The organism is Embleya hyalina (genome assembly GCF_003967355.1).
Classification (GTDB): domain Bacteria; phylum Actinomycetota; class Actinomycetes; order Streptomycetales; family Streptomycetaceae; genus Embleya; species Embleya hyalina.
The window spans coordinates 295,193-320,176 of sequence record NZ_BIFH01000016.1 but is presented as its reverse complement, the minus strand read 5'-3'; the positions used below and the strand labels follow the sequence as shown (position 1 = coordinate 320,176).

Sequence of the window (24,984 nt, the reverse complement as noted above, 5' to 3'; positions counted from 1 at the left end):
CCGGCGGCGCACCACCCCCACCAACCGCACGCCCCACACCGCACACCGCAGATCCGGAGGCAATGTCGTGGCAACCGACTACCACCGCGGGGAACGCGCGGTACAGGACCGCGCCCGACTCACCAGCCAGGCCGCGCACTCGCTCGGCGGCATCGGGGACGCCATCCCGCCGGTCGCCGCGGCATTCCTCGCCGAACAGCCCATGATCATCGTCGGCGGCGCGGACGCGGCCGGTCGGATCTGGTGCTCACAACTGACCGGCGACCCCGGCTTCCTGTCCGCCCCCGACCCGCACACACTCACCATCGACGCACTGCCACTCGCCGAGGACCCGCTCGCGGACCTCCTCGGCGAACCGGCCCGGGTCGGGATGATCGCCATCGAGCCGGCGTCCCGGCGCAGGATGCGGATCAACGGCCGCTCCACGCCGGTGCCCGGCGGCCTGCGCGTGCTGCCCGACCAGGTCATCGCCAACTGCCCGAAGTACATCCAAAAACGCGACTACCGCATCCTCCGCGACCCGAACTCCCGCCGGCGGGAGGACGATCGCGCGGTCATCCGGGGCACCGCGCTCACCCCGGACCAGCAACGAACCCTGCGCGCCGCCGACACCTTCTTCGTGGCCACCGCCGACGAACGCGGCAACACCGACGCCTCGCACCGAGGCGGCAACCCGGGCTTCGTGGAGGTGTCGTCCCCGACCGTGCTGCGCTGGCCGGACTACGTCGGCAACGCCATGTTCCTGACCCTGGGGAATCTCGAACTGCACCCGGTCGCGGGGCTGTTGGTCCCGGGTTGGGACAACGGGACGTCCCTGCACCTGTCCGGTACGACCCGCACCCTGTGGGATGGCGACGAGATCGCCCGAATCCCCGGCGCCCAGCGCCTGGTCGAGTTCACCGTCACGGACGTGGTGGAGATCCCCGACGCCGTCCCGCTGCGTTGGAGCGCGCCACAATCCTCCCGCTTCAACCCGCCCGTCCAGCACCCGACTTCAGCACCGGGTACACCCGCACACCCGCACACCGGCAAGGGAGTCGAACCATGCGCGTCACCGTCGACATGAACCTGTGCGAGAGCCACGGTCAGTGCGTGTTCGCCGCGCCCGACGTGTTCTCCTTCGACGACGACGATTTCCTCGTCTACGAGGCCCGGCCGTCGGACGCGCTCCGAGCGCACGTCCGGACCGCCATGGGCATGTGCCCGGCCCGCGCCATCTCGATCACCGACGAAGACGGGCCGGACCCCACGTCCTGATCCCGGCCACCACCACCCGCCGCGGGCGCGGGCCCGGACCGGCACCGCCCGACCGTGGCCCCGCCACATCGCACGACCCCGCCCGGAGCCATCGGCTCCGGGCGGACGTGTTTCGGGCCGGCCAGGACGGTGGCGCGCGGGCCGTGACACGCCCCTGGCGCATGAATGGCGCCATTGGCTCGCAATGACGCCATGGATGTGCCATGATGACGTCATGGACCTCACACCGTACGTCGACAACCTTCGTCGGGAACTCGCCATCGCCGCCGCCGCAGGCGGCGCCGAGGCTCGGGACGTGGCCGAACGGCTGACCGCTCCACTGGAGTCGGCCGCCCGGCTCACCCTCATGAACGCACTGTCCGCAGCGATGGCCGAGGTCACCAGCGAGCTGGCGCCGGGCTCCGTGGACATCCGCCTGCGCGGCCTCGACCCCGAGTTCGTGGTGACGACGCCGCCGCCACAGGAGGCGTACGCGGCGCCGGCGGCGGACGAGCCGGCGCCGAGGTCCGTGCCGATGGCGCCACTCGCGGCGCCGGACGGGGACGAGGGCGGGATGGCCCGGATCAACTTCCGCCTCCCCGCCCACCTCAAGACCCGGGTCGAGGAGACCGCCGGACACGCGGGCCTGTCGGTCAACGCCTGGCTGGTCCGCGCGGTCGCCGGCGCCATGGAGCCCGCCATCCCGAGCACCCCCGCCCCCGGCCCCCAGCGCGGTCACCGCGGCCGCCAGGGCTACACGGGCTGGGCCCGCTAGCCGGGCCCGCTCCGCCGAGGCCGAGGCCGACACCGGGCCGACGCCGCGAGCGGACCCCGGGCGGTGCGCCGGTGCCGACCCACCGACGCACCGCCCCACCGAAGCGCTCCGCCACCGCCACACGGCCGCGCCGGCGCCCCCGCCCGACCGGCCCACGCGCCCGCGCCCCACCACCGGGCGACCCCACACACCACCGAGTCACCCCGACTCGCACCACCTCGCATCGAGCCATGAGGACGGCACCGCCATGCCTACTTTCGCCACCCCCGAACCCATCACCGCCACCCTCGAGTTCGACATCGGCATGGTCCGGATCACCGCGAGCAGGCGCACCGACACGCTCGTCGAGGTCCGGCCCGTCAACGACCGGGACGAACTCGACGTACGCACGGCCGAGCAGACCACCGTCACCTGCACCGACGGCAGGCTGCTGGTCAAGGGCCCCAAGAAGCGCTCGCCGTTCGGCAAGTCCGGCTCGGTGGACATCGTCGTCGAGTTGCCGGCCGGCTCCGACCTGCACGGCACCACGCCGCTGGCCGACTTCACCTGCACCGGGCCGCTCGGCGAGTGCCGGATCAGGACCTCGGTCGGCACCCTCCGGATCGACTCGGCCGAGACCCTCGACGCCCACACCGACCACGGCGCCATCCACGCGGACCGCGTCGTCGGCGACGCCGAGGTGAGCGCCGCCGGCCGCATCGAGATCGGCACCGTCGGCGGCACGGCGACGCTCAGGAACGCCAACGGCGACACCACGATCCGCGAGGTGGCCGGCCGCCTGCAGGTCGGCTCGGCCAACGGTCGGATCACCGTGGGCGTCGCGCACTCCGACGTCGACGCGAAGTGCGCCAACGGCACGATCCGGCTCGACGAGGTGGCCCGCGGCCGGGTCCACCTCCAGTCCGGCTCCGGCGACCTCGAGATCGGCATCCGCGAGTCCACCGCGGCCTGGCTCGACGTACGGACCCGAATGGGCAGCGTCCGCAACTCCCTCGACGCCGCCCAGGGGCCCGACGCCACCGAGCGGACGGTCGAGGTGCACGCCCGCACCGCCATCGGCCACATCGTGATCCGCCGCGCCTGAATCGACGAGCCACGACCCTAGGGACACGATCGCCATGACCACGACCACGACCACGACCACCGCCACCCGCGGCCGCACCCGCACCCTCGCGATCAGCGCCACCGGCCTGACCAAGTCCTACGGCGACAAGAAGGTGCTGGACGGCATCGACCTGCACATCCCCGAAGGCACCGTCTTCGCCCTGCTCGGACCCAACGGCGCGGGCAAGACCACGACGGTACAGATCCTGTCCACCCTGATCACCGCGGACGCCGGCCGGGCCGAGATCGCCGGGCACGACCTGACCGGCGCAGCCGACGGCGTACGCCGATCCATCGGCGTCACCGGCCAGTTCGCCGCGGTGGACAACCTGCTCACCGCCCGGGAGAACCTGATCCTGATGGCGGACCTGCACCACCTCGGCCGGCGCGAGGGCCGCCGTCGGGCCGACGACCTGCTCGCCCGCTTCGACCTCACCGAGGTCGCCCACTCCTCGGTGGTCACCTTCTCCGGCGGCATGCGACGCAAGCTCGACCTGGCGATGACCCTGGTCGGCGACCCCCGGGTGATCTTCCTCGACGAGCCGACCACCGGCCTCGATCCGCGCAGCCGGCGGATCATGTGGGAGATCATCCGCGACCTGGTCACCGACCGCGGCGTCACCATCCTCCTCACCACGCAATACCTGGACGAGGCCGACGAACTCGCCGACCGGATCGCGGTCCTGGACCACGGCACGTTGATCGCCGAGGGCACCGCCGACGAACTCAAGCGGCGTATCCCCGGCGCGCACATCCGGCTCCGCTTCGCCGACGCGCACCGGCTCGACGCCGCCGCCGACCTCTTCCGCGCCACCAGCCGCAACGACGAGACGCTCACCCTGAACATCCCGTGCGACCCCGGCATCCCCACCCTGCGCGCCATCCTCGACGCGCTCGACACGGCGTCGATCCCCGCCGAGGAACTGACCGTGCACACCCCCGACCTGGACGACGTCTTCCTCACCCTCACCGGCCGGCCGCAGGTCGACCGCGTTCCGGACTCCCGGAAGGAAAACCCGCGATGAGCACCCTGTCCTACGCGGTCAGCGATTCGGCGACCATGTTGCGCCGCAACCTGCGACACGCGCTGCGCTATCCCTCGGTGACCGTCTCCGTGGTCGCCATGCCGATCGTGATGCTGCTGCTGTTCAACTACGCCTTCGGCAACGCCCTCGGCGCCGGGATCGCCGACTCCCCCACCGGCGACGCCGAGTACATCGACTACGTCGCTCCCGGCATCATCCTGATGGCGGCCACCTCCGGGGCCCTGGCCACGGCGATCTCGGTATGCGTCGACATGACCGAGGGCATCGTCAACCGCTTCCGCACGATGTCCGTCTCCCGGGCGGCGTTCCTGACCGGACACGTCGTCGGCAGCGTGATCCAGACCCTGGTCAGCCTGGCCCTGGTGATCGGCACCGCACTCGCCGTCGGCTTCCGACCGAACGCCACGGCGCTCGAATGGCTCGCCGCGATGGGCCTGCTCACGCTGCTGACGCTGGCCCTGACCTGGATCTCGGCCGGCATCGGCCTGGTCGCCAAGAACGTGGAGACCGCCAGCAACATCCCGATGCCGATGACGTTCCTGCCGTTCCTCGGCAGCGCCATCGTCCCGACGGATTCGATGCCCACCGGGTTGCGCTGGTTCGCCGAGTACCAGCCGTTCACCCCGATCATCGAAACCCTCCGGGGCCTGCTCCTCGGCACCGAGATCGGCAACAACGCGATCATCGCCCTCGCCTGGTGCCTCGGCGCCGCCCTGGTCGGTTATGTATGGGCTCGCAGGGTGTTCAACAAGGCTCGCTGAGCGCCTTCTCCCCGAGCACCGAAAAGGGCTCTGACCTGGTACTTGCATGGCGAAGTGCATGGCAACCCGCACGGCGACTCGCACGGTGACTCGCACGGCGAACTGCACGGCAACCCACAGCACACAACACCCGCTCCCCGGCGGCCACACCCCACCCACCGCACTCGGCCGTCCGACCCGGAACCCCCGGTCGGACGGCCAAGCGCATGTCACCCCGAGACCACCGAGACCACCAAGGCCGACAAACCCGCCCTCACACGTCCCGCCGCTCGATCACCCACGCCGCGACGGCCAGCGCGACGCCGACCCACAGCAGGCACACCACGACCGCCGTCACCGTGGACGGCCGCCCGGCGGCATCGGCCCCCGTGGTACTGCTCAACGCCTGGAACGCCTGCTGCAGAGTGCCGTTCCGCAACCGGTCCCCGGCCGCCCCGGTCACCATCGGCGCCACGAAGAACAGCCCGAACAGCGCCGCGATCGCACCCGCCGTGTGCCGGACGATCACCCCGAGCGCCAGCCCGATCAGCGCGAACACCATCACGAACGCGCCCGTCGCGAGCACCGCCCGCAACACGTGCGGCGCGCCGAGCCCCACCTCCAGATGTTCGTCGGCCAGGATCGCCTGCCCCAGGAAGAACGTGGCGAAGGCGATCACCTCCCCCAGGACGAGTGTGGCCCCGCCGACGACCACGACCTTGGCCGCGAACACCCGCCGCCGCCTCGGTACCGCAGTGAACGTGGTCCGGATCAGCCCCGACCCGTACTCCGAACTCGCCGTCGACACCCCGAGCGTGCCCACCGCGAGCACCACCACGTAGTAGCCGCCGCTGAACCCGAACCGGACCGGGTCGAACGCGGCCCGCCGCTCCGCCGACATCGCGTCCCGGTCCGCGACCAGGTTGCCCAGGTCGAACGCACCGAGACCGAGCGCCGCGACGGCGGACACCAGCACGGTGAAATACGTCGAACGCAACGTGCGCAGCTTGATCCACTCGGCCGCCAACACCCCGCGCGGAACCAGGACCCGGCTCACGCGCCCGCCCCGTCCGGCACCCCGTCGGCCGCCCGGTGGACCGCTTCCGGCTCGGTGATCCGCAGGTATGCCTCCTCCAACGACCCCTGCCGGGCCACCAGTTCGTGAATCACCAGGCCCTCCCCCGCGGCCAGTTCGCCGATCCGGGAGTAGGCCAACCCCTCCACCGCGAGCGCCCCGTCCGGCTCGACCGTCACCGTCGCCCCCCGCGCCGTCAACAACGCCGACAACCTCGGACCGTACGGGGACCGCACCAGTACATCGCCCCGCGCACCGCCGCGCACGAACTCGGCGATCGTGGTGTCCACGATCACCCGCCCCCGGCTCAACACGATCACGTGGTCGGCGGTCAGCGCCATCTCGCTCATCAGGTGGCCGGCCACGAACACCGTCCGCCCCTCGGCCGCCGACTTTCGCAGCAGCGTGCGGATCCACCGGACCCCGTCCGGGTCGAGCCCGTTGACCGGCTCGTCCAACAGCAACACCGGCGGGTCGCCGAGCAGCGCCACCGCGATGCCCAGCCGCTGTCGCATGCCCAGCGAGAAGCCGCCCGCCCGACGCCGGGCCGCGGCACGCAGCCCGACCACGTCCAGCACCTCGTCCACCCGGCCACGCGCGATGTCGTTGCTCGCGGCGATGCTCGCCAGGTGGTGGTACGCGCTGCGCCCGGCCGGCACCGCGTCCGCGTCCAACAGGGCCCCGACCCGGCGCAGCGGCCGGTCGAACGCACGGTGGGGCCGCCCGTCCACCAGGGCGTGGCCCGCGGTGGGTGCGACCAGGCCCAGGATCATCCGCATGGTGGTGGACTTGCCCGACCCGTTCGGACCGAGGAATCCGGTCACCCGTCCCGGTTCGACGGTGAAGGTGACATCGTCCACGGCCACACGCGCGCCGTATCTCTTGGTGAGCCCGCGCACTTCGATCATCTCGTCTCCCGGATCCGCGTCGGCCGGTCGGCCCGTCCCGGTGCCGCCGGCGATACGCCCTCCAGCGTGTCGGCGCGCCGACGCGCGGTCATCGCACCGTGGCCGGAGCGCGCGGTCGGGATCGGGGTCCGACTACGACCGTGGTCATAGGTCTGCCGGGCGATGAGGGACGGCGGCCGGCGAGCCTACCCTCGACGGCATGACAGCCATGGGCTCCGAGCCGTCGCGTCCGTTCACCCTGCGGCTGCGGGCCGAGCACCGGGTCGCCCTCGACGTGCTCGCGGCCCTGGTCGGGGCGGCGATCGCGGTGCTGCGCGTACTGGACGCCTACCACCACCACGACCCGCACGGACGCGGCTGGCCCGAGCCGGGCCCGCTGGACCTGTGGGTCGCGTTGGCCGGCGTCGGCACACTGGCCGGCGCGCTGGTGCTGCGCCGGTTTCGGCCCGCGCTCGCGATGGGGGTGGTGGTCGCGGCCTGGGCGGTCGTGGTGGCCGTGGCCGGGAAGACCACGATCGCGCCGGCCGTGGGCGGGCCGTTCGTGGTGCTGGTCTCGATGGCCGTGGTCTACCGCGCGGCGGTGACGTGCCCGCCGCGCGGCGCGGTCGGCGTGCTCGCGGTCGGCCTGCTGGGCGCGGTGCCGTGGTTGTTCGGTTCGGAGGACCTGCGGCGCAACGCGTGGTTGACGCCGCTGTTCGTCGGCCTCGCGGGCGCGGTGGGCTACGCGGTCGGCCGGCAGCGCGCGTACGCCGCCGCGCTGCGCGAACATCACGCGGAACTGGCCCGGTCCGAGTTCGCCGAGGAACGTCTGCGGCTGGCCCGGGAGTTGCACGACGTGATCGCGCACAGCCTGGGGGTGGTCAACGTGCAGGCCGGATACGGCGGCTTCGTGCTCGACCAGCGGCCGGCGGCGGCCCGGGAGGCGTTGGCGACGATCCGGCGGATCAGCGGCGAGACGATCCGCGAGATGCGCGGCCTGCTCGGGGTGCTGCGCGCGGACGGGCCGGCCGACCGGCTGCCCGCGCCGGGGCTGGCCGATCTGCCCGCGCTGCTCGACCGCGGCGCCGAGGCGGGCCTACGGGTGGAATCGACCGTGCTCGGTGTGCCGCGCGAGTTGCCGCCCGGCGTGGAGTTGTCCGCGTACCGGATCGTCCAGGAGGCGCTGACCAACATCACCCGGCACGCGCGCACCGCGAACGGGCGGGTCACCGTCGACTATCGCGGGGACGCGCTGGCGATCGAGGTCAGCGACGACGGCGTCGGGCCGGGAACCGGGTGGCCGGACGAACTCCCGTACGGGCACGGGCTGGCCGGGATGCGCGAGCGGGTCGGGCTGTACGGCGGGGAGTTCACCGCCGGCCCGCTGCCGGGGCGCGGCTTCCGGGTGACCGCGGTGTTGCCGTTGCCCGAGCGCGCCGCATGAGCGTGCGGGTCCTGGTCGCCGACGATCAGGCGCTGGTGCGCGCGGGGTTTCGCGGGATCATCGAGATGGCGCCGGGCCTCACCGTGGTCGCCGAGGCCGGTACCGGTACGGCCGCGGTCGAACTCGCCCGGCGGGAGCGGCCGGACGTAGTGCTGATGGACATCCGGATGCCGGGCATGGACGGCCTGGAGGCCACCCGGCTGATCACCGGCGCGGGCGGCCCGGCGGGCGTCCCGGGGGTGCGGGTGTTGATCCTGACCATGTTCGACCTCGACGAGCACATCTACGAGGCGCTGCGCGGCGGCGCGAGCGGGTTCCTGCTCAAGGACACCGCGCCCGAGGACCTGTTGGCCGCGATCCGGGTGATCGCCGCGGGCGACGCGCTGCTCGCGCCGAGCGTGACCCGGCGCCTGATCGCCGAGTTCGCCGACCGACCGGCCCCGAGCGGGGGCGTCGAGCCGGCCGCCCCGCCCGTCACGCTGCCCGGGATCACCGCGCGCGAGCACGAGGTCCTGGCCCTGATCGCCGAGGGTCACACCAATCCCGAGATCGCCCGCCGCCTGCACATCACCGAGGGCACCACCAAGACCCACGTGGGCCACCTGCTCGCCAAACTCGGCGCCCGCGACCGCGTACAACTGGTGATCACCGCGTTCCGCGCGGGACTGCGCCCGCACTAGAGCAGGAGCCGGTCAGGACCACGGGGTCGGGTGGGCCCTGGTGTGCCAGGCGGTCACCGCCGTGGCGTCGGTGGGTTCCACGTCCGGCGGGAGGTCGGTGGGGTCGAGCCAGGCCAGGCGGGCGCACTGGTCGGGTTCGGCGTTGGTGGGATCGCCGGTCCAGGCGGCGGTGTGGAAGTACCAGCCGATCACCGGTGCGCCGGTGTCGCCGAGCACCTGCGAGACGTAGGCCGTGCGCAGGTCGGCCGTGGCCACGTCGGTGGCGATCTCCTCCCTGGTCTCCCGGGCGCACGCCTCGATCAGGAGTTCGCCGGGGTCGACCAGGCCGCCCGGAAGCGCGAGCAGGCCGTCGGCGAAGCCGGTGTCCTTGCGCTCCATGAACAACACCGCCCCGTCCGCGCGTTCGAGGATGATGGCGGCGTAGGCGATGGCGTTGTGGCGGTGGTCGCTCACGTGTCGGTCTCCCCAGGGTCGATCCGGGTGCTTCGGGGCACTTGCGGGCGCTTCGGGCGCCTACGGGTGCTTCGGGTGAACGCCCCGGCACGACGGTGTCGTCGCCGGCGAGCGGCGGACCGACGGGATCGACCCGCGCTCCGACACGCACCCGTGCCCGGACCAACGACCGGCGTGGGACGGACGTCACGCCCGAACCGGCGGGGAGGGAAAGCCGGCAACGGCCGCCGCTATCGGGTCGGTTCGATCTCCTCCGGCCGGTAGGGCCAGACGTCGTCCGGGAACACTCTTGCGAACCAGTGGGGTTGTACGTCCCGCAGGAGCAGGCTGCGCCACCGGCGAGGGTCGGCCGGCTCGGGAACGGCCACGGCCACGTCCGGACCGTAGGCGAACAGCCGTTCCTGGCAGACCCCGCACGGGGCGAGCACCCAGTACCCCCCACCTTCGTCGGCGGCGCTCACGCACACCGACGCGACCACGTCGCGGTCGAGCTTGTACGCCTCGCAGATCGCCCCCGTCTCGTGGCACAGGCTCACGGCGATGTTCGGCGGGTTCGGCGCGGTGCTGGTCAGGATCGTGCCATCGGCCAGGCGCAGGGCGGCGGCACCGGACCCGTCGCGCCCGGCGAATCGACGACGTGCCAACTCGATCGCGGCGTCCACGAGTTCCTGGTCGACGCTCATGTGGAGCATGGTACTGCGCGGAGATCGCGCGGATCCCGGACGCGGGGTCGGCGCGGGACGCCCGTGTGTGTCCTCACACTCCCACGATGCGTTCGACCGCCGCCTCGACGAGGCGGTCGCGTTCGGCCGCCGAGAACACGTCCGGCAGGGTGAGCTGTTCGACGATGAGCCAGTTGAACGCCAGGTACAGGAGGCGGACCGCGGTGGCGTCGCCGGGGAGGCCGGATTGCTCGTGATAGCTCACGTTGGCCGCCATGTCGGCCCGGACCCGCTCGGTCAGCACGGTGCGCAACTCCGGCCGCCGGGTCGCCTCCAGGCGCAGTTCGAGCAAGGCGAGGTAGCCGGTGCGGAAGGCACTGACCCGGTCGACGACTTCGCGCATCAACACGGTGTACGTCTCCCGGTCCGGCGTGCTCGCGCGCTGTCGCGCGATGATCTCCTCGCCGGGCTCCAGCCGCTCGTAGACCCGGGCACCGGCCTGGGTGAGCAGGTCGTCGCGGCTCGTGAAGTAGTTGGAGGCGGTACCGGTCGGCACCTCCGCCTCGACATCGACCGCCCGGAACGTCAGCCCCCGGGCACCCTCCTTGGCCAACACCTCGATGGCGGCATCGACCAGCGCCGCCCTCCGCTCGGCGTTCCTGCGCACCATGCGAACCACTCCATCCGTAGTACTACGCCTTCCATGGAGAGTACAACGCCGACGCCGCCGAGGGCGGTGGGCGGCGCACTGTCGGTGGGCGGCCTCGGGTGGTCGACGGCGGGGGGCGGTACGGTCCTGGCATGCATGATTCACCGCGAGTCGGCGCCTCCGACCCCATGCCCGAACCGGCGTCGCCCGGGCCCGTGACCGCGGACGACCTGGATCTGGCCGTCCGGCTCGCGGTGGCCGCGCTCCGCGCGGCGCCGGCGGCCGCCTGGGACGACCGGGCCGGTTCGCTGGAGTGGGACTGCTGGGAGACGGTCGAGCACCTGAGCGACGACCTCTTCGCGTACGCCGCCCAACTCGGCCTGCGGACCCCGCCGTTGACCGCCAACGTGCCCTTCCTCTGGGAGAGCCGGCGCCCGGGCGGCCCGGCGAACGCGATCCACGCGGACCGCGCGGCCGGCCCCGGCGGCCTGCTGCAGGTCCTGGAGGCGAGCGGCGCACTGCTGGTGTCCATGGTGCGGACCACGCCGTCGAGCGTGCGCGCCCACCACATCTTCGGCGACGCGGACCCCGAGGGCTTCGCGGCGATGGGCATCCTGGAGACCGTGGTCCACACGTACGACCTGACCGAGGGCCTGGGCCTCCCCTGGAGCCCGCCCGCCGACGTGTGCGCACGGGTGATCGCCCGGATCCTCCCGGACGTCCCGCAGGACACCGACCCCTGGCCCACCCTCCTGTGGGCCACCGGCCGAGGCGACCTGCCCGGCCACCCCCGCCGCACCTCGTGGCGCTGGTACAGCGAGCCGCGACCGTAGCGGCACGGGGCCGGGCGCCGGGTCGGGCCGGCCGGGCGGACGTCCGGAACGACACGATGCGTACACTTCCGGACGTGAGCACAGTCGCGATAGCCGTCGCCGACGGCATCCTGCATTTCGAACTGGCCCTGGCCCACGAGATCTTCGGGTCACCGGCGCCGACCTCGGTCCCGACCTCCGTCGAGCACTGGTACGACGTGATCGTCTGCGGGGCCGGCCCGGTGCGGGCCGACGGGCGCTTCCTGCTCGAACCCGACGGCGGCCTCGACCGGCTCGCCGACGCCGACACCGTGATCGTCCCCGGCTGGGCCGACGTGGACACCGCCCCGCCGGCGGACCTCGTCGACGCGGTACGCGCGGCCCACGAGGCCGGCGCGCGGGTGGCCTCGCTCTGTACGGGTGCCTTCGTGCTGGCCGCCGCGGGGCTGCTCGACGGGCGGCGCGCCACCACCCACTGGGCCCACACCGAGGCCCTGGCCGAGCGTTATCCCGAGGTCGAGGTGGACCCGGACGTGTTGTACGTCGACAACGGCAGCGTGCTCACCTCGGCCGGCAAGGCCGCCGCCATGGATCTGAGCCTGCACATGATCCGCCTCGACCACGGCTCGACGGTCGCCAACACGATCGCCCGCCGACTGGTGGTGGCACCGCACCGGCCGGGCGGCCAGGCCCAGTTCGTCGCCACTCCGGTGCCCGAACAACCCGACCACCCGCTCGGCGAACTGCTCGGCTGGGCGGCCGGCCGGCTGGACCGGCCCCTGACGGTGGAGGACCTGGCCCGCCGAGCCAACATGAGCTCGCGCCACCTGGGCCGGCACTTCCGGTCGGTGACGGGCACCACCCCGTTGCAGTGGCTGCTGATCCAACGCATCCACCGGGCCCAGGAGTTGCTGGAGACCACGGACGACAGCGTGGACGCCGTCGCCGAGGCCACCGGCATGGGCACCGCGGCCACTCTGCGCCGCCACTTCAACCGCACGGTGGGCGTACCGCCCGACGCGTATCGCCGGACATTCCATCGCCGGCGTGCGGACGGGGAGTCGGCGCCGGACCGCCGGTAGCGCGGACCGGTGCCGGCGCCGACTACCGGGCCGGGTCGGTCGCGAGGGTGAACTCCCTCACGACGCGCGCCAATTCCGCGGGGCGATCGAGAGGGATGAGGGTATAGCTGTCGTCGATCTCGACCAGCCGTCCCCCGGGCAGGAGTTCGGCGAGCCGGCGGCCGTGTTCCGGGGGCATGACCCGGTCGGCGCTCGCCCAGACCACGAGGGCCGGGCGGTCGAAGTCGGGCAGGCGCTCCGCCGCCCCGAGCAGGACGTCGGTGTCCGCGCCCGCCGCGCGCAACATGCGCACCGCGTCGCGGCGGATCTCGGGTCGGGACAGGACGGGTGCCGCCCAGCGGGCGGTGGCGGCGTCACCGCGCTTGGTCAACCACCCGAACGCGAGCGGGAGTCGGCGTATCGGGCGCAGCCGCATCTGCTGCATGAAGAGCCCGAACAGGCGCGGCGGGAGTTTGCCCGCTCGTACGAGGGTCCTGCCGGTGAGCCCGGGTGGAAAGTTGTCGAAGGCGTCACACGAGGCGAGCACGACCCGTCCCACCCGGGCGGTGTCTCCGCCGGCGATCACCAGTTGCACGAGCGCTCCGCCGGTGTCGACGCCGACCAGGGTGACCTCGCCCAGGTCGAGCGCGTCCAGGAACTCGCCCACCAGCGCGGCCACTCCGGGCAGCGACAGGTCGGCGTCGGCGGACACCGCGTGCCGGTGCGCGCCGAGCGGCAGGGTGGGTGCCAGGCAGCGGTGGTCGACGGCCAGCGCCGCGATCACCTCGTCCCACAACGACGAATCCATCAGGAACCCGTGGAGCAGCACGACCGTGGGACCGTCGCCACCGGTGTCCTCGTACCCGATCGTGCCCACCGACAGCCGAACTTCCTTTTGGGCCATGGTCTCCCCCTCCGGCAGCACCCGGCGTTCACCGTTGACCGTTCGCCTTCAAAAAAAGTGAACCACGTGGTTCGCAAACTGTCCACGGGAACCACCGGACGCCGGTGTACCGTCACTCGTCGGCGGCCTCCTCCCGCTCCAGCGCCCGGATCAGCGCCTCGAACCCGGCGGCGACCCCGGCCGTGTCACCACTGGTCCGCGCGTCCACCAAAAACCCCCGAAGCACCGCGAGGATCATCTCGGCGACCTCGAACTTGCGCTGCTCGGGCCAGTGTTCGGGACAGATGGCGAGCAGCGTGGGCAGATACTGCCGGGACGCCCCGCGACCGAGTTCGGCGTAGCGGTCGGGGTCGTACATCGCCAGTCCGATGGCCTGGTCGAGCACCCGCGCCTCGTCTCCGACCAGGATCGGCCACACCACCCGCACCCACTCGGCCAGCGGCAACCGATCGGGACCGGGCCGCCCGGCGGCGACGGAGCGATCGATCCGCCGATCGCGCAGCCGCAGAATGGCCTGCCGAAGCAGGTCGTCGGCGCCGTCGAAGTGATAGAGCAGGACCTTGTGCGTGGTATCGGCGGCGCGCGCGGCCCGACGCAGCGAAAAGTCCACGAGCCCATTGGCCGCGAGATCCGCGGTGACCCGATCCAGCAACTCCCGCCGCCGAGCCTCCCCCCGCGGCGACCCGGCGGATCGCCGATAGCCGACGGCGGAGGATGCCTCTGCGCCCGGCTCGACCGGCTCATGTGCGGAGGGGTTCACGTCGGCAACTCCCATGGTCGAGGATCCGCTGTCCGCACCCGGCGAGAGCGTCGGACGTACGGCGCGGTACGCGGTACGCGGCGCGCGATCGCCGCCCGGGCGCGACGAGTGCACCGGTCGACATTAGTGCCGTTCCCGGCGACGTCCGGCCCGCCGCGACACCCATCGCCCCACGCGACACCCGAACCGACGTCGACCGCCCGGCACGACCACACCCACGTGCCGTGCCGCAAACGGTGAGGGTATGACGACGATCCCGCGGCGTCCTCGACCCGGCTTCATGGGGGCCGGTGGGAGGCGCGGGGCCCGCTCGTGCGGTTCGGCTGTGGTCCGGCTCCCGAGCACCGCTCGGCGCATGTCGACCGCATCGACACCGCGGCCGGCCGGGCCGAGGAGAACCACCCGGCACGTTTCGGCGGCGTTCCCGCGCCGCCGCACGCCCTCGACTCCTTCGACGAGTCGTCGACCCACACCCGGCGCTACCCGGCGCTCCGTCCCGCGCTCCCCGCCGCGACCGGCCGACGCGCCGTCGGTCGTCGCGTACCTCGCGGCCCCGGTGGTGCTGCGCCGAACGCTGGGCGACACCCCGTCGATCCGCCTCGACGACGCATGGATCCGAGCCGCCGAGCCGGGCCGCCGACCTTGCGCTCCGCGGGCGTCAGCCGCGCCGATGGGCGACCGTCGGCCATGGCCACCGGTCCGCCGCCCGGCCCGCTTCCGGGCCCGGCGGCTCGGGGACCCGGTCGAGGGCGGAGGGTTGCCAGGCGCGGTCCCGTTGCGCGCGCAGCAGGGGGATGGGGCTGTCGTCCGTGCCGTACAGGCGGTCCGCGAGGCGGATCAGCGTGTCGTGGCGGGCGAGTGCGAGCCCCCGGGCCCACGACCGGGGGCCGTATCCGGCCCCCGCGGCCACCCGGACGGCGGCCGCGGCGCCCACCGCGATGGCCAATCCGGCGATGTCCTCGGCGGGATCGCCGACCACCGCGTCCGTCCAGTCCAGCACCCCGCGCACCCGACCGCCGCTGCCGACCATCAGGTGCTCGCCCTTGAGATCCGCGTGCACGACGACGCTCGACACGGGATCCGCGCTCGGGCCGCGCAGCGGTGTCCCGTCGAACTCGCCGTCGGTGGTGAGTCGTCGCGCCGCCGCCTCGGCCGGCGCGCGCAGTTCGGCCATCGACCGGGGCGCGACCACGGGCAGACCGACGCCGACCGCGTCCGCCTCGGTGACCCGGGCCAGGCCGGCCAACATCCGTGCCAGGCCGACCTCGCCCCGCCGCGAGACCCGACGCAGTTCGGCGGAGGTGCCGGGGATGCGGGTGTCGACGGAGTAGGCGAGCCCGTCCGCCCACTCGCCGGCGGCCACGCTCGCGGGCAGCGCGACGCCGACCACGGGACGCAGCAGGTCGCGCAGGGCGATCTCGCGACGCTGCCGGTCGGACGTGTCGGCGTCTTGGGCCAACCGGAGAACGTGATCCGACCCGACCCACCACGAGGAGTGCTCCCCGCCCTCGTCGATCGGCCGCACGAGTCGCCCCGCGTCCCGACCCAACACCGCGTCGACCAGGCTCCGCACCACCCGCTCCGTCGGCACGGGCATCCCGGACGCGGTGGACGGCGGCTCGAACGCGGAGGCGGGTGCGGACATCCGCCGATCATCCCAGCCGGGGCCGGGACCACCAACGGGTTATCCCGCCACCCTGCCACGCCCCGGCGGGCAACGGCGCGGCCGGCAACGAACCCGCCCGCCCCGGCGATCGCCTCACACGACGGCCTCCTCGGAGCCCTCGTCGCCCGCCCGACCCGCGTCCCGCGAACCGCTCCCGCCCGACGGCGGGAGCGTGTCCCCCACCACCGCCTCCGTCGCCCCCGGGTCGGCCAGCAGGGCTCGCAACGCCGCCGCGTCCGCCTGGATGTGGGTCTCGTCCTGTCGGTCGCGGTCGAGGTGGGCGAAGGCGGGTGGGCGGTCGGGGGTCGGGGCGGTGGGGTGACGGGGGATCAGGTGTGCGTGCAGGTGCGGGATGTCGTTCTCGAGGAGGGATACGTTGAGCCCGGGCATCGGCCGGTAGTGCGCCTCGATCGCCCGCCCCGCCGAGGTCACCTCGGTCATGAACCCGGCGAGCTGACGTGCGGTCAGATCGGTCAGGCGTGCGACGTGGCCGCCGGTCCACATCACGACGACGTACCCCCGTACCCGCCCCGAGCGCCACAGGTAGGCGTTGCCGTAGACGCCGCGCCTGAGCAGCAGGCCCCAGCCGATGTCGGGTGCGGCGAAGTCCTTTTCGCACATCGCGCAGGACGCGTCCTGGTGCGGCTCCGCGTACCGTTCGGGCCAGGTGGACGCTTCGAGCGGGCGGGGTCCGGGCACCTGGGAACCACACACGACGGCCTCCAACACGAACGGGGGCGAGAGCCCGCTTGCTGCTGCAAACGTTCGGTTGAGTCAACGAAAAGCGTCGAACCGATGTCACGCCCCCGCCCCGGCCTGTGACCGGCCCGCAGCGCCTTCGGGACGGATCCGCGACAGGCGCGCCCCCACCCGCCCGAGGTTTCACCCACTCGGGCGACAAACCCTCACTCGCCCGGGACGACCCCGCTCAGCCGCCCGAGTGGTGCGGCGGAGCCGCCGGTCGAGCCGACCGCCCCGCCGACACCGCGTACTACGACGGTTCCCGACCGTCCCCACGGTGCCGCGCCACCGGCACGATCGGTAGGGTCTCCGCCATCGCCGGGTCCGTACCGCCCGCGATCTCGGCCGGCGACGCCGCTCCCGAGCCCGGTCCCACCACGATCGCGTAGGTGCGCGCGAGCTGTTCCAGCTCCTTGACGCTCACCGCCTCCTTGCCCGCCTGACCGGCCATCCGGGCCACCGCGTCGAGCAGCGCCACCCGGGCCCGCTCCGCCGCGTCGGTCTCCGCCTCCACCGCTGCCCCCTGCTCCGCCGCCTTGCCCACTCCGCAAACCTCCGCGTCGAACCTCGACAATGCGCTCGGCAGGCTACCGCCGATTCCACCCCGCACCGACCGCCCGCAGGTCCACGCCCCGACCCCACCGTTTCGCCCCACCCCGTCGACTCCACCCATTAGGCTGAACCACCCGGCCGGTCGAGGGGGATGGATGCAGGTGCCGAGCGACGACCCGCCGTCCCGGGCCCGTTAGACATGAGCAGCGCACCGCACGACCCGCGGGGATCCCGGGTGGTCCTGGTCGGCGCACACACCTTCGAACACCTGGCCCCGTTGCCGGCCGTGGCCCGCAATCTGTCCCGGCTGCGCGAATTGCTGACCGATCCGGAGGTCTGGGGCCTGCCGGCCGAGAACTGTGTCGTGATCGAGCAGCCGGACCACCGCGACCTGGTCCTGGACGCGCTCACCGACGCCACGGCCGCCGCGACCGACCTGGTCCTGCTGTACTACGCGGGCCACGGCCTGGTCTCCCCGGACACCGAGGACCTGCTGCTGTCCCTCCCCCGCTGCCGCCCCGAACGGCCCTACACGGCACTGCCGTTCCAGGAGATCCGCGACGTGCTGCGCGCGGCCCGCCGAGTCCCCGCCAAGGCGGTACTCCTGGACTGCTGCTTCGCCGGCCGGGCCCTGGCCGGGGCGATGGGTCCCGACGACGTGCGGCTGACCGAGCTGTCCCGGGTGGAGGGCAGCTACGTGCTGGCCGCCGCCTCGGCGACCCGGCAGGCGATCGCCCCGGTGGGCGGGCAATACACGGCCTTCACCGGGCAGTTGATCGACGTCCTCGAAAACGGCGTCCCGGGCGGCCCGAAGACCCTCGACCTGGCCACGGTGCACGCCCACCTGCACCGGACCCTGCCCGAACTGGGCTTCCCCCGGCCCCGACAGCGCAACGAGGATCAGGGCGCCCGGATCGTACTGGGCTGGAACCGCCACCCCTCGGCGGCCGCCGCGGCTCCCCGACTACCCGCCCACTTACGGGACTTGCTGCACGCGCAGACCATCGCCGCGCGCAACTTCACCTACCGCCTCTACGACGCGCCACTCGACGGACTCGCCACCGTCTACGTCCGGCAACAGGCCCGCAGCGCCCCGACCGCACCCACCCGGCAACCCCTCGACCGCATCCGGGATCCCCGCCGGAACCCGCGCGAAGAGGAGCACCACCAAAGGCACTTCGTATCAACCGAGCCGAGCGGAACCGCGATCGCCCCCGCCCGGGCCGCCGAGGACACGCTCGGACGGCACCGCCACGTCCTGATCACCGGCGGCGCGGGCCAGGGCAAGTCCACCCTGAGCCTGCAACTGGCCGCGTCCCTGGCCCTCGCCTACGAGTCGGGAGATGCCCAGGGCACCGACGGCGAACGGCTGTTGCCCCTGCGCGTGACCGCCGGACGCCTGGCCGCCGGGCGCAGCGCGCTGATCCCGCGCCTGGTCCGGATCCTCTCCGCCGAACTGGCGCCACACCTCGACTACGCCCTCCCGGACGACCTGCTCGACCACCTGCCCGAGAACACCACGTGCCTGCTGATCGTCGACGGCCTGGACGAGATCACCGATCCCGAGCGACGGCGCGGCCTGGTCGCCGAGTTGGCGGGTCGGGTCCGCAACCCCGACGGCCGTTTCCGACTGCTGATCACCACCAGGCCGCTGCCCAACGACGAACTGGCCCCGCTCCAACACGCGGCGACGGGGACCTACACGCTGGAGCCGTTCGACCGCGAGCAGCTGCGCGAATTCGCCCACCGCTGGTTCCGCGACCATCCCGACGGGCCGACCCTGGCGGCCGGCTTCCTGCGCCAGACCGAGGCCGCCGGCGTCCGCGACCTGGTCCGCGTGCCGCTGCTGGCGACGGTGGCGGCGCTCGTCTACCGCAAGCACCCGACCACGCCGCTGCCGAGCAACCGATTCACCCTCTACTGCGACTACTTCACCCTCCTGACCGACGCACACCTGGAGGAGATGCACGAGCAGCAACAAACCGTGCTGCAACGCTGGACGCTACGCCCCGCCGTACATCGATCCAGCGTCGCCTTCCTGTTCGACCACCGCCCCGAACTCGTCGAACACCTGGCCGTCACGGTGGTCACCGACCCGACGGCCGGCACCCGCCCCCTCCTCGACCTGGCCCTGGACTGGCTCGACGAACACGACTGCCGGGCCACGCGCCGAGGCGTCCCGGAGTGGCCCAGGCTCGTCGCGTCGGTGCTCGGCACGGTCGGCGTCTTCACCCATCACCACGACTTCCTGCGCTTCACCCACTACAGCTTCGCCGAACACCTGGCCGCCGACGTCCGCGCCGACCGACTGCCGCCCCACTTCGACCCGGCGGCCCCGGACTGGACCCACACGGTGCACCGAGCCGTCCACGGCGACCTGTTCGCCCACGCGATCCTGGCCCACCACGCCCACCGGTACGGCACGGGCGACGCGATCCTGGACTGGCTGGGTCGCGGCACCGGCGACTTCGCGGCGTTGGCCGGCGAACTCCTGGCCCGGGGCGTGCCGGCGGCGAATCGGCACGCGGAGTCGTTCGCGGCGAACCTGATGTCGACGTTGGCGCGGGAATCGAGCGACGAGGAACTGCGACGTGCGGCCTCGAACGCGGCGGCACTGCTCGGGGAACCCGCCGTGCGTCGAACACTGTTCGACTTCCTGGGGAGTCGCTACCGGAAGCACGATGTCCGCGTTCGGCTGGCGCAGTCCCTGACGTCCCACGACACCACCATGGCAATCGACATCCTGCGGGGCGTACTCGACCGGGAGGGCATCTCCCTCGACACACGTATCTCGGCCATGCGCGCGCTGGCCGCCTGTGGTTCCGCGCATGTCGCGGAGGCCACCGAAGCATTGTGGACCGCGCTCCGCTCGGATGACGCCACAGCCGCAAACGTGATCGACGCCGCCAGTGGACTGGCCTCGCTGGCGCCGGAACACAAGGACGCCGCCGTCACCGCGCTTCGGACCGTCCTCGCCGACGCCACCTCGACCGGCCACGAATGTGCTCGGGCCGCACGAGCGCTGGCCGAGATCGATCCCACACACGGGCCGGAAGCCGCGAAGGCATTGCGCGAGGTCCAAACCGGGTCACACAACTCGCCCTACGATCGCATCTTCGCCGCAGAGCAGTTGGCGGCACTCGGTCCCGCGTATACCGGGGAAGCCGCGGATGTCCTCCGCGCCCTCATCGTCGCGCCCAACACCAATGTGTATGTGCACAGGCAGGCCATACGGTCCCTGGCCGGCCTCGGCCCGGGTCAAACCCTGGAGGCGGCGCAACTACTGCGCGCGGACCTGGCGGCGCGGAACATCAGCGACGACAACGTGGCGGAAACGGCCATGGCACTGGCGGAACTTGCCCCCGTCCACGCAAACGAGAGCATCGACGCCCTGCTCCGACTCCTGGCATTGCCCACAGTGGATACCGTCCGGCGCTGTGGTGTCGCGCAATCGCTGACCCGACTGGACCCGAGCCGACTCGCCGAGGCCGCCGAGGTCATTCGCCGCGTACTCACCGCGCCGACGTCGGCCGCGAGCAAGCGAATCAACGCCGCCGCCACATTGGGGCACTTCGGTCCCGACCATGTGACGGAGGCGGCGACATACCTGCAAGCAACGCTCGCCGCCACCGATGTGACGGCGGCGGACCGCAGAATCGCGGCGGAACACCTGGCCCGACTCGGACCCACGTTCGTGCCGGCGGCCGCTCGAGAACTGCGCGAGGTCCTGACGGCGCCCGACGCCGGGCCCTGGGAACGCATGGAAATCCCTCGGTGCCTGTCGGGCCTCGACGCGATCCATATCCCCGAGGCCATCGACACCCTCACTCGAATGTTCGACGACCCGAACATCTCCCCGTCGTACCGCAACCACATCGCCATCATGCTGATACCCCTCGCGCCCGACGACCTCGACTCCATGGCGAGCCGGCTCCGAAGCATGCTGAGCAACCCCGACACCGCCCTCCGGCATCGGGCGGAAACGGCGCGCACCCTGCACACCCTCGGGGGCGGCACCGACGAGGTGGCAGAGGTCCTTCGCGCCACCCTGTACGCATCGGACGCGGACGCCGGGAGCAGGCGTGAGGCCGCGCAGATCCTGGGCTATCGCCATGTGCGCTACATGGCGGAGTCCACGGCCGCGCTTCGGGACCTGCTCTCGGCTCCCGACGCCGACCCGGAAACACGCGCCTGGGCCGCCACAGACCTGTCCGATCGAGATCCGGACGACGAAGCGTTGGCGGCGAACACACTGCGCGAGATGGCCGCTTGCCGAACGATCCGACCGGTCGACCGGGCATTCGCCGTCCAGCTTCTCGCCACGTTCGGTCAGGGCTACACCGAAGAGGCCGCGGCCACGAGTCGAGCCCTGCTGCACACACCCGGTCTGTCCGCGCACACCCGCATCGCCGTCGCCAGGGTTGTCGTCATGATCTCGCCCGCCTGCACGAGCGACGCGGTTTCGTCGACGCGGGACATCCTCCGGGACCCCGCCACGCAGCCCGTCCTGCGTCGGGTGGCCGCGCGCAACCTCGGCGACTTCGGCGCCGGCTACCTCGACGAAGCCTCCGACGCGCTCTGGAGCATCATCACGGCACCCGACATCGACCCGACCGAGCGATGCCGGGCGGCCCATGCTCTGCACGTGGTCGGCACCGCCCGCAGAGACGAACTGGCCCAAACCCTCCGCACCATCCTCACCGACCCCTCCGCCGCCTCCCTCGCCCGAACCCTCGCCGCCCACACACTCGGCCGGCTCGGCCGCGGCTACGTCCACGAAGGCGCCGACCACCTCCGCGCCATCCTCGCCGCGCCCGACCTCACCTCGTCCGCACGGGCCAAGGCGGCGGCGAAACTCGCCGATCTCGGGCAGGGCTTCCAAGCCGAGGGCGTCACCACACTGCAACTCCTGCTCACCTCCACCGACACCCGCCCCGACGAGCAGATCACGGTGGCCCGCAGGCTGTTCAAGCTCAGCCGCCAATCCCTCCCCGACATCGCCACCACCCTTCGCGCCGTCCTCGCCGCCCCCGACGCCACCCCCTACACCCGCACCCGCGCGGCCCGCCTGCTCGGCACCCTCAGCCCACGCTTCCTCGACGAAGCCGCCGAACACCTCCGTCGTATCCCGGCCGCCCCCGCCACACCCCCCGTCGCCACCCGCCGCGCCGCGACCGCCCTCGGCATGCTCAGCCCACGCTTCCGCCCCGAGGCCGCCGCGATCCTGCGCGCCCTCCCCGCCGGCGACCTCACCGTCTCGACCTCCTACGCCCGCCGGGCCGTCGCCCGCCTCCTCCGCGACTTCGGCCAGGGATACGAGCTCCCCACCTGCTAGAAAGCAGGTCCACCCGAACACCGACGCGAAGCGAGAGCGAGTACACCCATGGCCACCGACCAACGCCCCACCCCACCCGTGACCGGCGACGAACGCGAGATGATGCGGGCCTTTCTCGACTTCCACCGGGCCACGCTCGCGATGAAGTGCGAAGGGCTCTCCGACGAGGAGCTACGCCGGCGGTCGATGCCGCCGTCGACGCTCTCCCTGCTCGGACTGGTCCGGCACATGGCGGAGGTGGAGCGCACCTGGTTCCGGCGGGTGATCAACGCGGAGGACATCCCGCTCGTGTGGTCCGACGAGGGCGACTTCCAGGTGGCCTACGACGCGAGCGGGTCGACCCGCTCGGAGGCCTTCGCCGCCTGGGAGGCAGAGGTGGCCCACTCGCGACGGATCGAGGCCGAGGCGGAGTCCCTGGACGTCATCGGCCACAACGCCAGGTGGGACCAGGACGTGTCGCTGCGTCTGGTCATGCTGCACCTGATGCACGAGTACGCCCGCCACAACGGCCACGCCGACTTCCTCCGCGAGGGCGTCGACGGCACTGTCGGCGCCTGACCCGCCCCCGCCCGCTTCCTCCCCACCGCGACCGCCGTCCCGAATTTCGGGACGGCGGTCGCGCGTTTCGCCCCCCGGTGAAACCCCACCCGACACCGCCCGGGGACACGACGACCCACTGGGGGACACTTCGCGTCGACAAGGGGACCGAAGACGCCAGATCCCTGATCACCATTGCGGCCGACCGTCCGGATATGCTCCGGCAGTGATCGAGTACACGCTTTCCTCGCACGCGGCACGCGTGGTGCGGGACGCTGCCCTGAAGGCCGGGGTGGCGATGAGCGAACTCGCGCATCTGCCGGGCTTCGAGCCGGAGACGCTGGCGGACCCGATGATGCGGGTGCCCACCGCCAGCGTGGTCCGGACCTGGGAACTGACCGTCGCCACCGGACCGCCCGACGTCGCCATCCGGGCCGCGGAGAACGCCACGCTGGGTCGGCTGCACGTGTGGGACTACCTGTTCACCTCCGCCGGCTCGTTCGCCGACGGCTGCCGCGACGCGGCACGCTACGTGTCGACGATGTCCGACCCGGTGGTCGAGATGACCGTGGTCGAGGACGATCGACGCCTCACCGTCACCTACGGCATCGCGAACTACTCGCCGGCCGCGGTCACCGCGATCGACGAATTCGCGATGGCGGTCCTGCTCAAGCGGGCACGCGACGCCCGCGGCCCGGGTGTGGTCCCCGTACACGTCGCCCTCGCGCACCGGGCCCCGAAGAACCACCGGCACCTGATCGAGGCGTTCGGCACCCGCGCCATCGACTTCGGCGCCCGAACGAACTCGATGACCTTCCTCGACATGGACGCCGAACGCCCCGGCCCGACCGGCCCCGGCGACGACGAACTCGGGCTGATCCTGCGCCGATACGCGGACAACCTGATGGAGAACGCCCGCCCGGCGGCCGGATGGCACGGCAGGTTCCGATCGGTGCTGGCCGCCTCCCTCGGCGGCGAGGAACTGAGCCTGGAGATGGTCGCCCACCGGATGGCGATGAGCCCGCGCACCCTCCAGCGCCGGCTGAGCGACCTGGAGACCACCTGGCGGGACGAGATCGAATCGGTGCGGCACGAACACGCCGCGACACTCCTGCGCGATACGGAGCTACCGGTCCAGTCGATAGCCGGGCGGCTGGGCTACACCGACGCCCGCGCCCTGCGCCGCGCCTTCCAACGCTGGACCGGCCAGACCCCCGACGCCTACCGGAGAACCGCCGTCACGGGCGCCTGACCCCGACCGGGGCATCGGCCACCGGCTCCGCGCCGTCGGCGCCCGGCGACCACTCGATCGCGTAGTGCCTGAGCCCGGCCTCCTCCTTGACCAGCCGCATCCCCACCGCCGCCATCACGTGCTGCGACGCCACGTTGTCGTGCGCGGTGTCCCCGACGACCCGGTGCACGCCCGCGGCTCGGGCGAAGCGCAACAGTTCACGCAGTGCCTCCGTGGCATAGCCGCGCCCGCGCACCGCCTCGATCAGGCCGTAGCCGATCGTCACCGTGCCGCTTTCGTCCGGCACGCCGTGAAAGCCCATGCCACCGATCGCCACGCCGTCCTCCCGGCGGCGGATCTCGTAGTTGCCGAAGGCCCCCGGATCCCCGACGGTCGCGCAGGTACGCAGAAACCGGCCGCCCCCGGCCACGTCCCCGGCCGTCGGATAGCCGACCTCCCATCGGTCGTCGGCGGCCGGCTCACCGGCCACCACCCGCTCCGTCTCGGCGACGGTCAGCGGGTGCAGTACGAGTCGTGCGGTTTCGAGATCTCCCATGGGAGCCTGGAGTATCACGGCGAAGGCCGCCCCGCATCCGATTTCCACCCGTGCCGACCTGCGGGAACACCCACCGAC

24 protein-coding genes are annotated in these 24,984 nt (G+C 72.6%); 13 read left to right on the top strand and 11 right to left on the bottom strand.

Annotation, left to right across the window (positions count from 1 at the left end; genetic code table 11):
- Positions 1-67 precede the first annotated feature (67 nt).
- The 6 genes from EMA17_RS12140 (at position 68) to EMA17_RS12115 (ending at position 4,922) form a co-directional block, all read left to right on the top strand.
- Positions 68-1,066 (top strand): pyridoxamine 5'-phosphate oxidase family protein, encoded by a 999-nt coding sequence (locus EMA17_RS12140; RefSeq protein ID WP_126636941.1) that lies wholly within the window; start codon positions 68-70, stop codon positions 1,064-1,066.
- Positions 1,045-1,257, top strand: a complete 213-nt coding sequence (locus tag EMA17_RS12135; protein WP_126636940.1) for a ferredoxin — start codon at positions 1,045-1,047, stop codon at positions 1,255-1,257. Before EMA17_RS12140 ends, EMA17_RS12135 begins: the two co-directional genes overlap by 22 nt.
- Before the next feature lie 214 nt (positions 1,258-1,471).
- Positions 1,472-2,011 (top strand): hypothetical protein, encoded by a 540-nt coding sequence (locus EMA17_RS12130; protein ID WP_126636939.1) that lies wholly within the window; start codon positions 1,472-1,474, stop codon positions 2,009-2,011.
- A 247-nt stretch (positions 2,012-2,258) separates the two neighbouring features.
- A complete protein-coding gene (locus EMA17_RS12125) occupies positions 2,259-3,095 on the top strand; it encodes a DUF4097 family beta strand repeat-containing protein (protein ID WP_126636938.1) in 837 nt (278 codons plus the stop codon).
- A gap of 34 nt (positions 3,096-3,129) precedes the next feature.
- Positions 3,130-4,140 (top strand): ATP-binding cassette domain-containing protein, encoded by a 1,011-nt coding sequence (locus EMA17_RS12120; protein WP_126636937.1) that lies wholly within the window; start codon positions 3,130-3,132, stop codon positions 4,138-4,140.
- Positions 4,137-4,922 carry an ABC transporter permease gene (locus EMA17_RS12115; protein ID WP_126636936.1) on the top strand — a complete coding sequence of 262 codons (786 nt, stop codon included), beginning with the start codon at positions 4,137-4,139 and terminating at the stop codon, positions 4,920-4,922. The genes EMA17_RS12120 and EMA17_RS12115 overlap by 4 nt, the downstream gene beginning before the upstream one ends.
- Before the next feature lie 253 nt (positions 4,923-5,175).
- On the opposite strand, the gene EMA17_RS51705 is transcribed toward EMA17_RS12115, so the two are convergent.
- Both EMA17_RS51705 and EMA17_RS12105 read right to left on the bottom strand, forming a co-directional pair.
- A complete protein-coding gene (locus EMA17_RS51705; RefSeq protein ID WP_160161382.1) occupies positions 5,176-5,958 on the bottom strand; it encodes an ABC transporter permease in 783 nt (260 codons plus the stop codon).
- Entirely contained in the window at positions 5,955-6,884 is a 930-nt protein-coding gene (locus tag EMA17_RS12105; RefSeq protein ID WP_126636934.1) for an ABC transporter ATP-binding protein, read from the bottom strand. Before EMA17_RS12105 ends, EMA17_RS51705 begins: the two co-directional genes overlap by 4 nt.
- A 199-nt stretch (positions 6,885-7,083) precedes the next feature.
- Between EMA17_RS12105 and EMA17_RS12100 the strand changes: the two genes are divergently transcribed.
- Together EMA17_RS12100 and EMA17_RS12095 are read left to right on the top strand one after the other, a co-directional pair.
- The gene (locus tag EMA17_RS12100) at positions 7,084-8,307 is read left to right on the top strand and encodes a sensor histidine kinase (protein WP_126636933.1); all 1,224 of its coding nucleotides are present in this window, start codon (positions 7,084-7,086) and stop codon (positions 8,305-8,307) included.
- Positions 8,304-8,987, top strand: coding sequence for a response regulator (locus EMA17_RS12095; RefSeq protein ID WP_126636932.1), 684 nt, complete (start codon positions 8,304-8,306; stop codon positions 8,985-8,987). The genes EMA17_RS12100 and EMA17_RS12095 overlap by 4 nt, the downstream gene beginning before the upstream one ends.
- 12 nt (positions 8,988-8,999) lie before the next feature.
- On the opposite strand, the gene EMA17_RS12090 is transcribed toward EMA17_RS12095, so the two are convergent.
- The 3 genes from EMA17_RS12090 to EMA17_RS12080 form a co-directional block, all read right to left on the bottom strand.
- A complete protein-coding gene (locus EMA17_RS12090) occupies positions 9,000-9,440 on the bottom strand; it encodes an NUDIX domain-containing protein (RefSeq protein WP_126636931.1) in 441 nt (146 codons plus the stop codon).
- Between the two features lie 230 nt (positions 9,441-9,670).
- The gene (locus tag EMA17_RS12085; protein WP_126636930.1) at positions 9,671-10,123 is read right to left on the bottom strand and encodes a cytidine deaminase; all 453 of its coding nucleotides are present in this window, start codon (positions 10,121-10,123) and stop codon (positions 9,671-9,673) included.
- Positions 10,124-10,196: 73 nt separating this feature from the next.
- On the bottom strand, positions 10,197-10,772 hold the full coding sequence (locus EMA17_RS12080) for a TetR/AcrR family transcriptional regulator (protein WP_126636929.1): 576 nt from the start codon (positions 10,770-10,772) through the stop codon (positions 10,197-10,199).
- Between the two features lie 131 nt (positions 10,773-10,903).
- Between EMA17_RS12080 and EMA17_RS12075 the strand changes: the two genes are divergently transcribed.
- Together EMA17_RS12075 and EMA17_RS12070 are read left to right on the top strand one after the other, a co-directional pair.
- Complete coding sequence (locus tag EMA17_RS12075) at positions 10,904-11,584, top strand: hypothetical protein (RefSeq protein ID WP_371862990.1); 681 nt, start codon at positions 10,904-10,906, stop codon at positions 11,582-11,584.
- A 74-nt stretch (positions 11,585-11,658) separates the two neighbouring features.
- Positions 11,659-12,645 carry a helix-turn-helix domain-containing protein gene (locus EMA17_RS12070; RefSeq protein WP_246126607.1) on the top strand — a complete coding sequence of 329 codons (987 nt, stop codon included), beginning with the start codon at positions 11,659-11,661 and terminating at the stop codon, positions 12,643-12,645.
- Positions 12,646-12,667: 22 nt separating this feature from the next.
- On the opposite strand, the gene EMA17_RS12065 is transcribed toward EMA17_RS12070, so the two are convergent.
- The 5 genes from EMA17_RS12065 to EMA17_RS12045 form a co-directional block, all read right to left on the bottom strand.
- Positions 12,668-13,528: an alpha/beta fold hydrolase gene (locus tag EMA17_RS12065; protein WP_126636927.1), complete on the bottom strand. Its 861-nt coding sequence runs from the start codon at positions 13,526-13,528 to the stop codon at positions 12,668-12,670.
- Positions 13,529-13,640: 112 nt separating this feature from the next.
- The gene (locus EMA17_RS12060) at positions 13,641-14,138 is read right to left on the bottom strand and encodes a TetR/AcrR family transcriptional regulator (protein ID WP_246126606.1); all 498 of its coding nucleotides are present in this window, start codon (positions 14,136-14,138) and stop codon (positions 13,641-13,643) included.
- Between the two features lie 808 nt (positions 14,139-14,946).
- Entirely contained in the window at positions 14,947-15,933 is a 987-nt protein-coding gene (locus tag EMA17_RS12055) for an aminoglycoside phosphotransferase family protein (protein WP_246126605.1), read from the bottom strand.
- A 114-nt stretch (positions 15,934-16,047) separates the two neighbouring features.
- On the bottom strand, positions 16,048-16,653 hold the full coding sequence (locus EMA17_RS12050; RefSeq protein WP_246126604.1) for an HIT family protein: 606 nt from the start codon (positions 16,651-16,653) through the stop codon (positions 16,048-16,050).
- Positions 16,654-16,945: 292 nt separating this feature from the next.
- Positions 16,946-17,239: a hypothetical protein gene (locus tag EMA17_RS12045; protein WP_126636925.1), complete on the bottom strand. Its 294-nt coding sequence runs from the start codon at positions 17,237-17,239 to the stop codon at positions 16,946-16,948.
- 207 nt (positions 17,240-17,446) lie between these two features.
- Here EMA17_RS12045 and EMA17_RS12040 point away from each other — a divergent pair, with 207 nt between their 5' ends.
- From EMA17_RS12040 to EMA17_RS12030, 3 genes are all read left to right on the top strand, one after another.
- On the top strand, positions 17,447-22,582 hold the full coding sequence (locus EMA17_RS12040) for a caspase, EACC1-associated type (RefSeq protein ID WP_160161381.1): 5,136 nt from the start codon (positions 17,447-17,449) through the stop codon (positions 22,580-22,582).
- A 48-nt stretch (positions 22,583-22,630) separates the two neighbouring features.
- Entirely contained in the window at positions 22,631-23,140 is a 510-nt protein-coding gene (locus EMA17_RS12035) for a DinB family protein (protein ID WP_126636923.1), read from the top strand.
- Positions 23,141-23,345: 205 nt separating this feature from the next.
- A complete protein-coding gene (locus EMA17_RS12030; protein ID WP_126636922.1) occupies positions 23,346-24,371 on the top strand; it encodes an AraC family transcriptional regulator in 1,026 nt (341 codons plus the stop codon).
- On the opposite strand, the gene EMA17_RS12025 is transcribed toward EMA17_RS12030, so the two are convergent.
- The gene (locus EMA17_RS12025; protein WP_126636921.1) at positions 24,358-24,906 is read right to left on the bottom strand and encodes a GNAT family N-acetyltransferase; all 549 of its coding nucleotides are present in this window, start codon (positions 24,904-24,906) and stop codon (positions 24,358-24,360) included. The two genes, EMA17_RS12030 and EMA17_RS12025, sit on opposite strands and share 14 nt — an antisense overlap.
- Positions 24,907-24,984: the final 78 nt, after the last annotated feature.

Bases quoted from the DNA above. Each gene is read 5' to 3' on its own strand.
- EMA17_RS12135 (WP_126636940.1), top strand. From the start codon at position 1,045: ATGCGCGTCACCGTCGACATGAACCTGTGCGAGAGCCACGGTCAGTGC.
- EMA17_RS12130 (WP_126636939.1), top strand. From the start codon at position 1,472: ATGGACCTCACACCGTACGTCGACAACCTTCGTCGGGAACTCGCCATC.
- EMA17_RS12125 (WP_126636938.1), top strand. From the start codon at position 2,259: ATGCCTACTTTCGCCACCCCCGAACCCATCACCGCCACCCTCGAGTTC.
- EMA17_RS12120 (WP_126636937.1), top strand. From the start codon at position 3,130: ATGACCACGACCACGACCACGACCACCGCCACCCGCGGCCGCACCCGC.
- EMA17_RS12115 (WP_126636936.1), top strand. From the start codon at position 4,137: ATGAGCACCCTGTCCTACGCGGTCAGCGATTCGGCGACCATGTTGCGC.
- EMA17_RS12105 (WP_126636934.1), bottom strand. From the start codon at position 6,884: ATGATCGAAGTGCGCGGGCTCACCAAGAGATACGGCGCGCGTGTGGCC.
- EMA17_RS12100 (WP_126636933.1), top strand. From the start codon at position 7,084: ATGACAGCCATGGGCTCCGAGCCGTCGCGTCCGTTCACCCTGCGGCTG.
- EMA17_RS12095 (WP_126636932.1), top strand. From the start codon at position 8,304: ATGAGCGTGCGGGTCCTGGTCGCCGACGATCAGGCGCTGGTGCGCGCG.
- EMA17_RS12085 (WP_126636930.1), bottom strand. From the start codon at position 10,123: ATGAGCGTCGACCAGGAACTCGTGGACGCCGCGATCGAGTTGGCACGT.
- EMA17_RS12080 (WP_126636929.1), bottom strand. From the start codon at position 10,772: ATGGTGCGCAGGAACGCCGAGCGGAGGGCGGCGCTGGTCGATGCCGCC.
- EMA17_RS12075 (WP_371862990.1), top strand. From the start codon at position 10,904: ATGCATGATTCACCGCGAGTCGGCGCCTCCGACCCCATGCCCGAACCG.
- EMA17_RS12065 (WP_126636927.1), bottom strand. From the start codon at position 13,528: ATGGCCCAAAAGGAAGTTCGGCTGTCGGTGGGCACGATCGGGTACGAG.
- EMA17_RS12055 (WP_246126605.1), bottom strand. From the start codon at position 15,933: ATGTCCGCACCCGCCTCCGCGTTCGAGCCGCCGTCCACCGCGTCCGGG.
- EMA17_RS12040 (WP_160161381.1), top strand. From the start codon at position 17,447: ATGAGCAGCGCACCGCACGACCCGCGGGGATCCCGGGTGGTCCTGGTC.
- EMA17_RS12035 (WP_126636923.1), top strand. From the start codon at position 22,631: ATGGCCACCGACCAACGCCCCACCCCACCCGTGACCGGCGACGAACGC.
- EMA17_RS12025 (WP_126636921.1), bottom strand. From the start codon at position 24,906: ATGGGAGATCTCGAAACCGCACGACTCGTACTGCACCCGCTGACCGTC.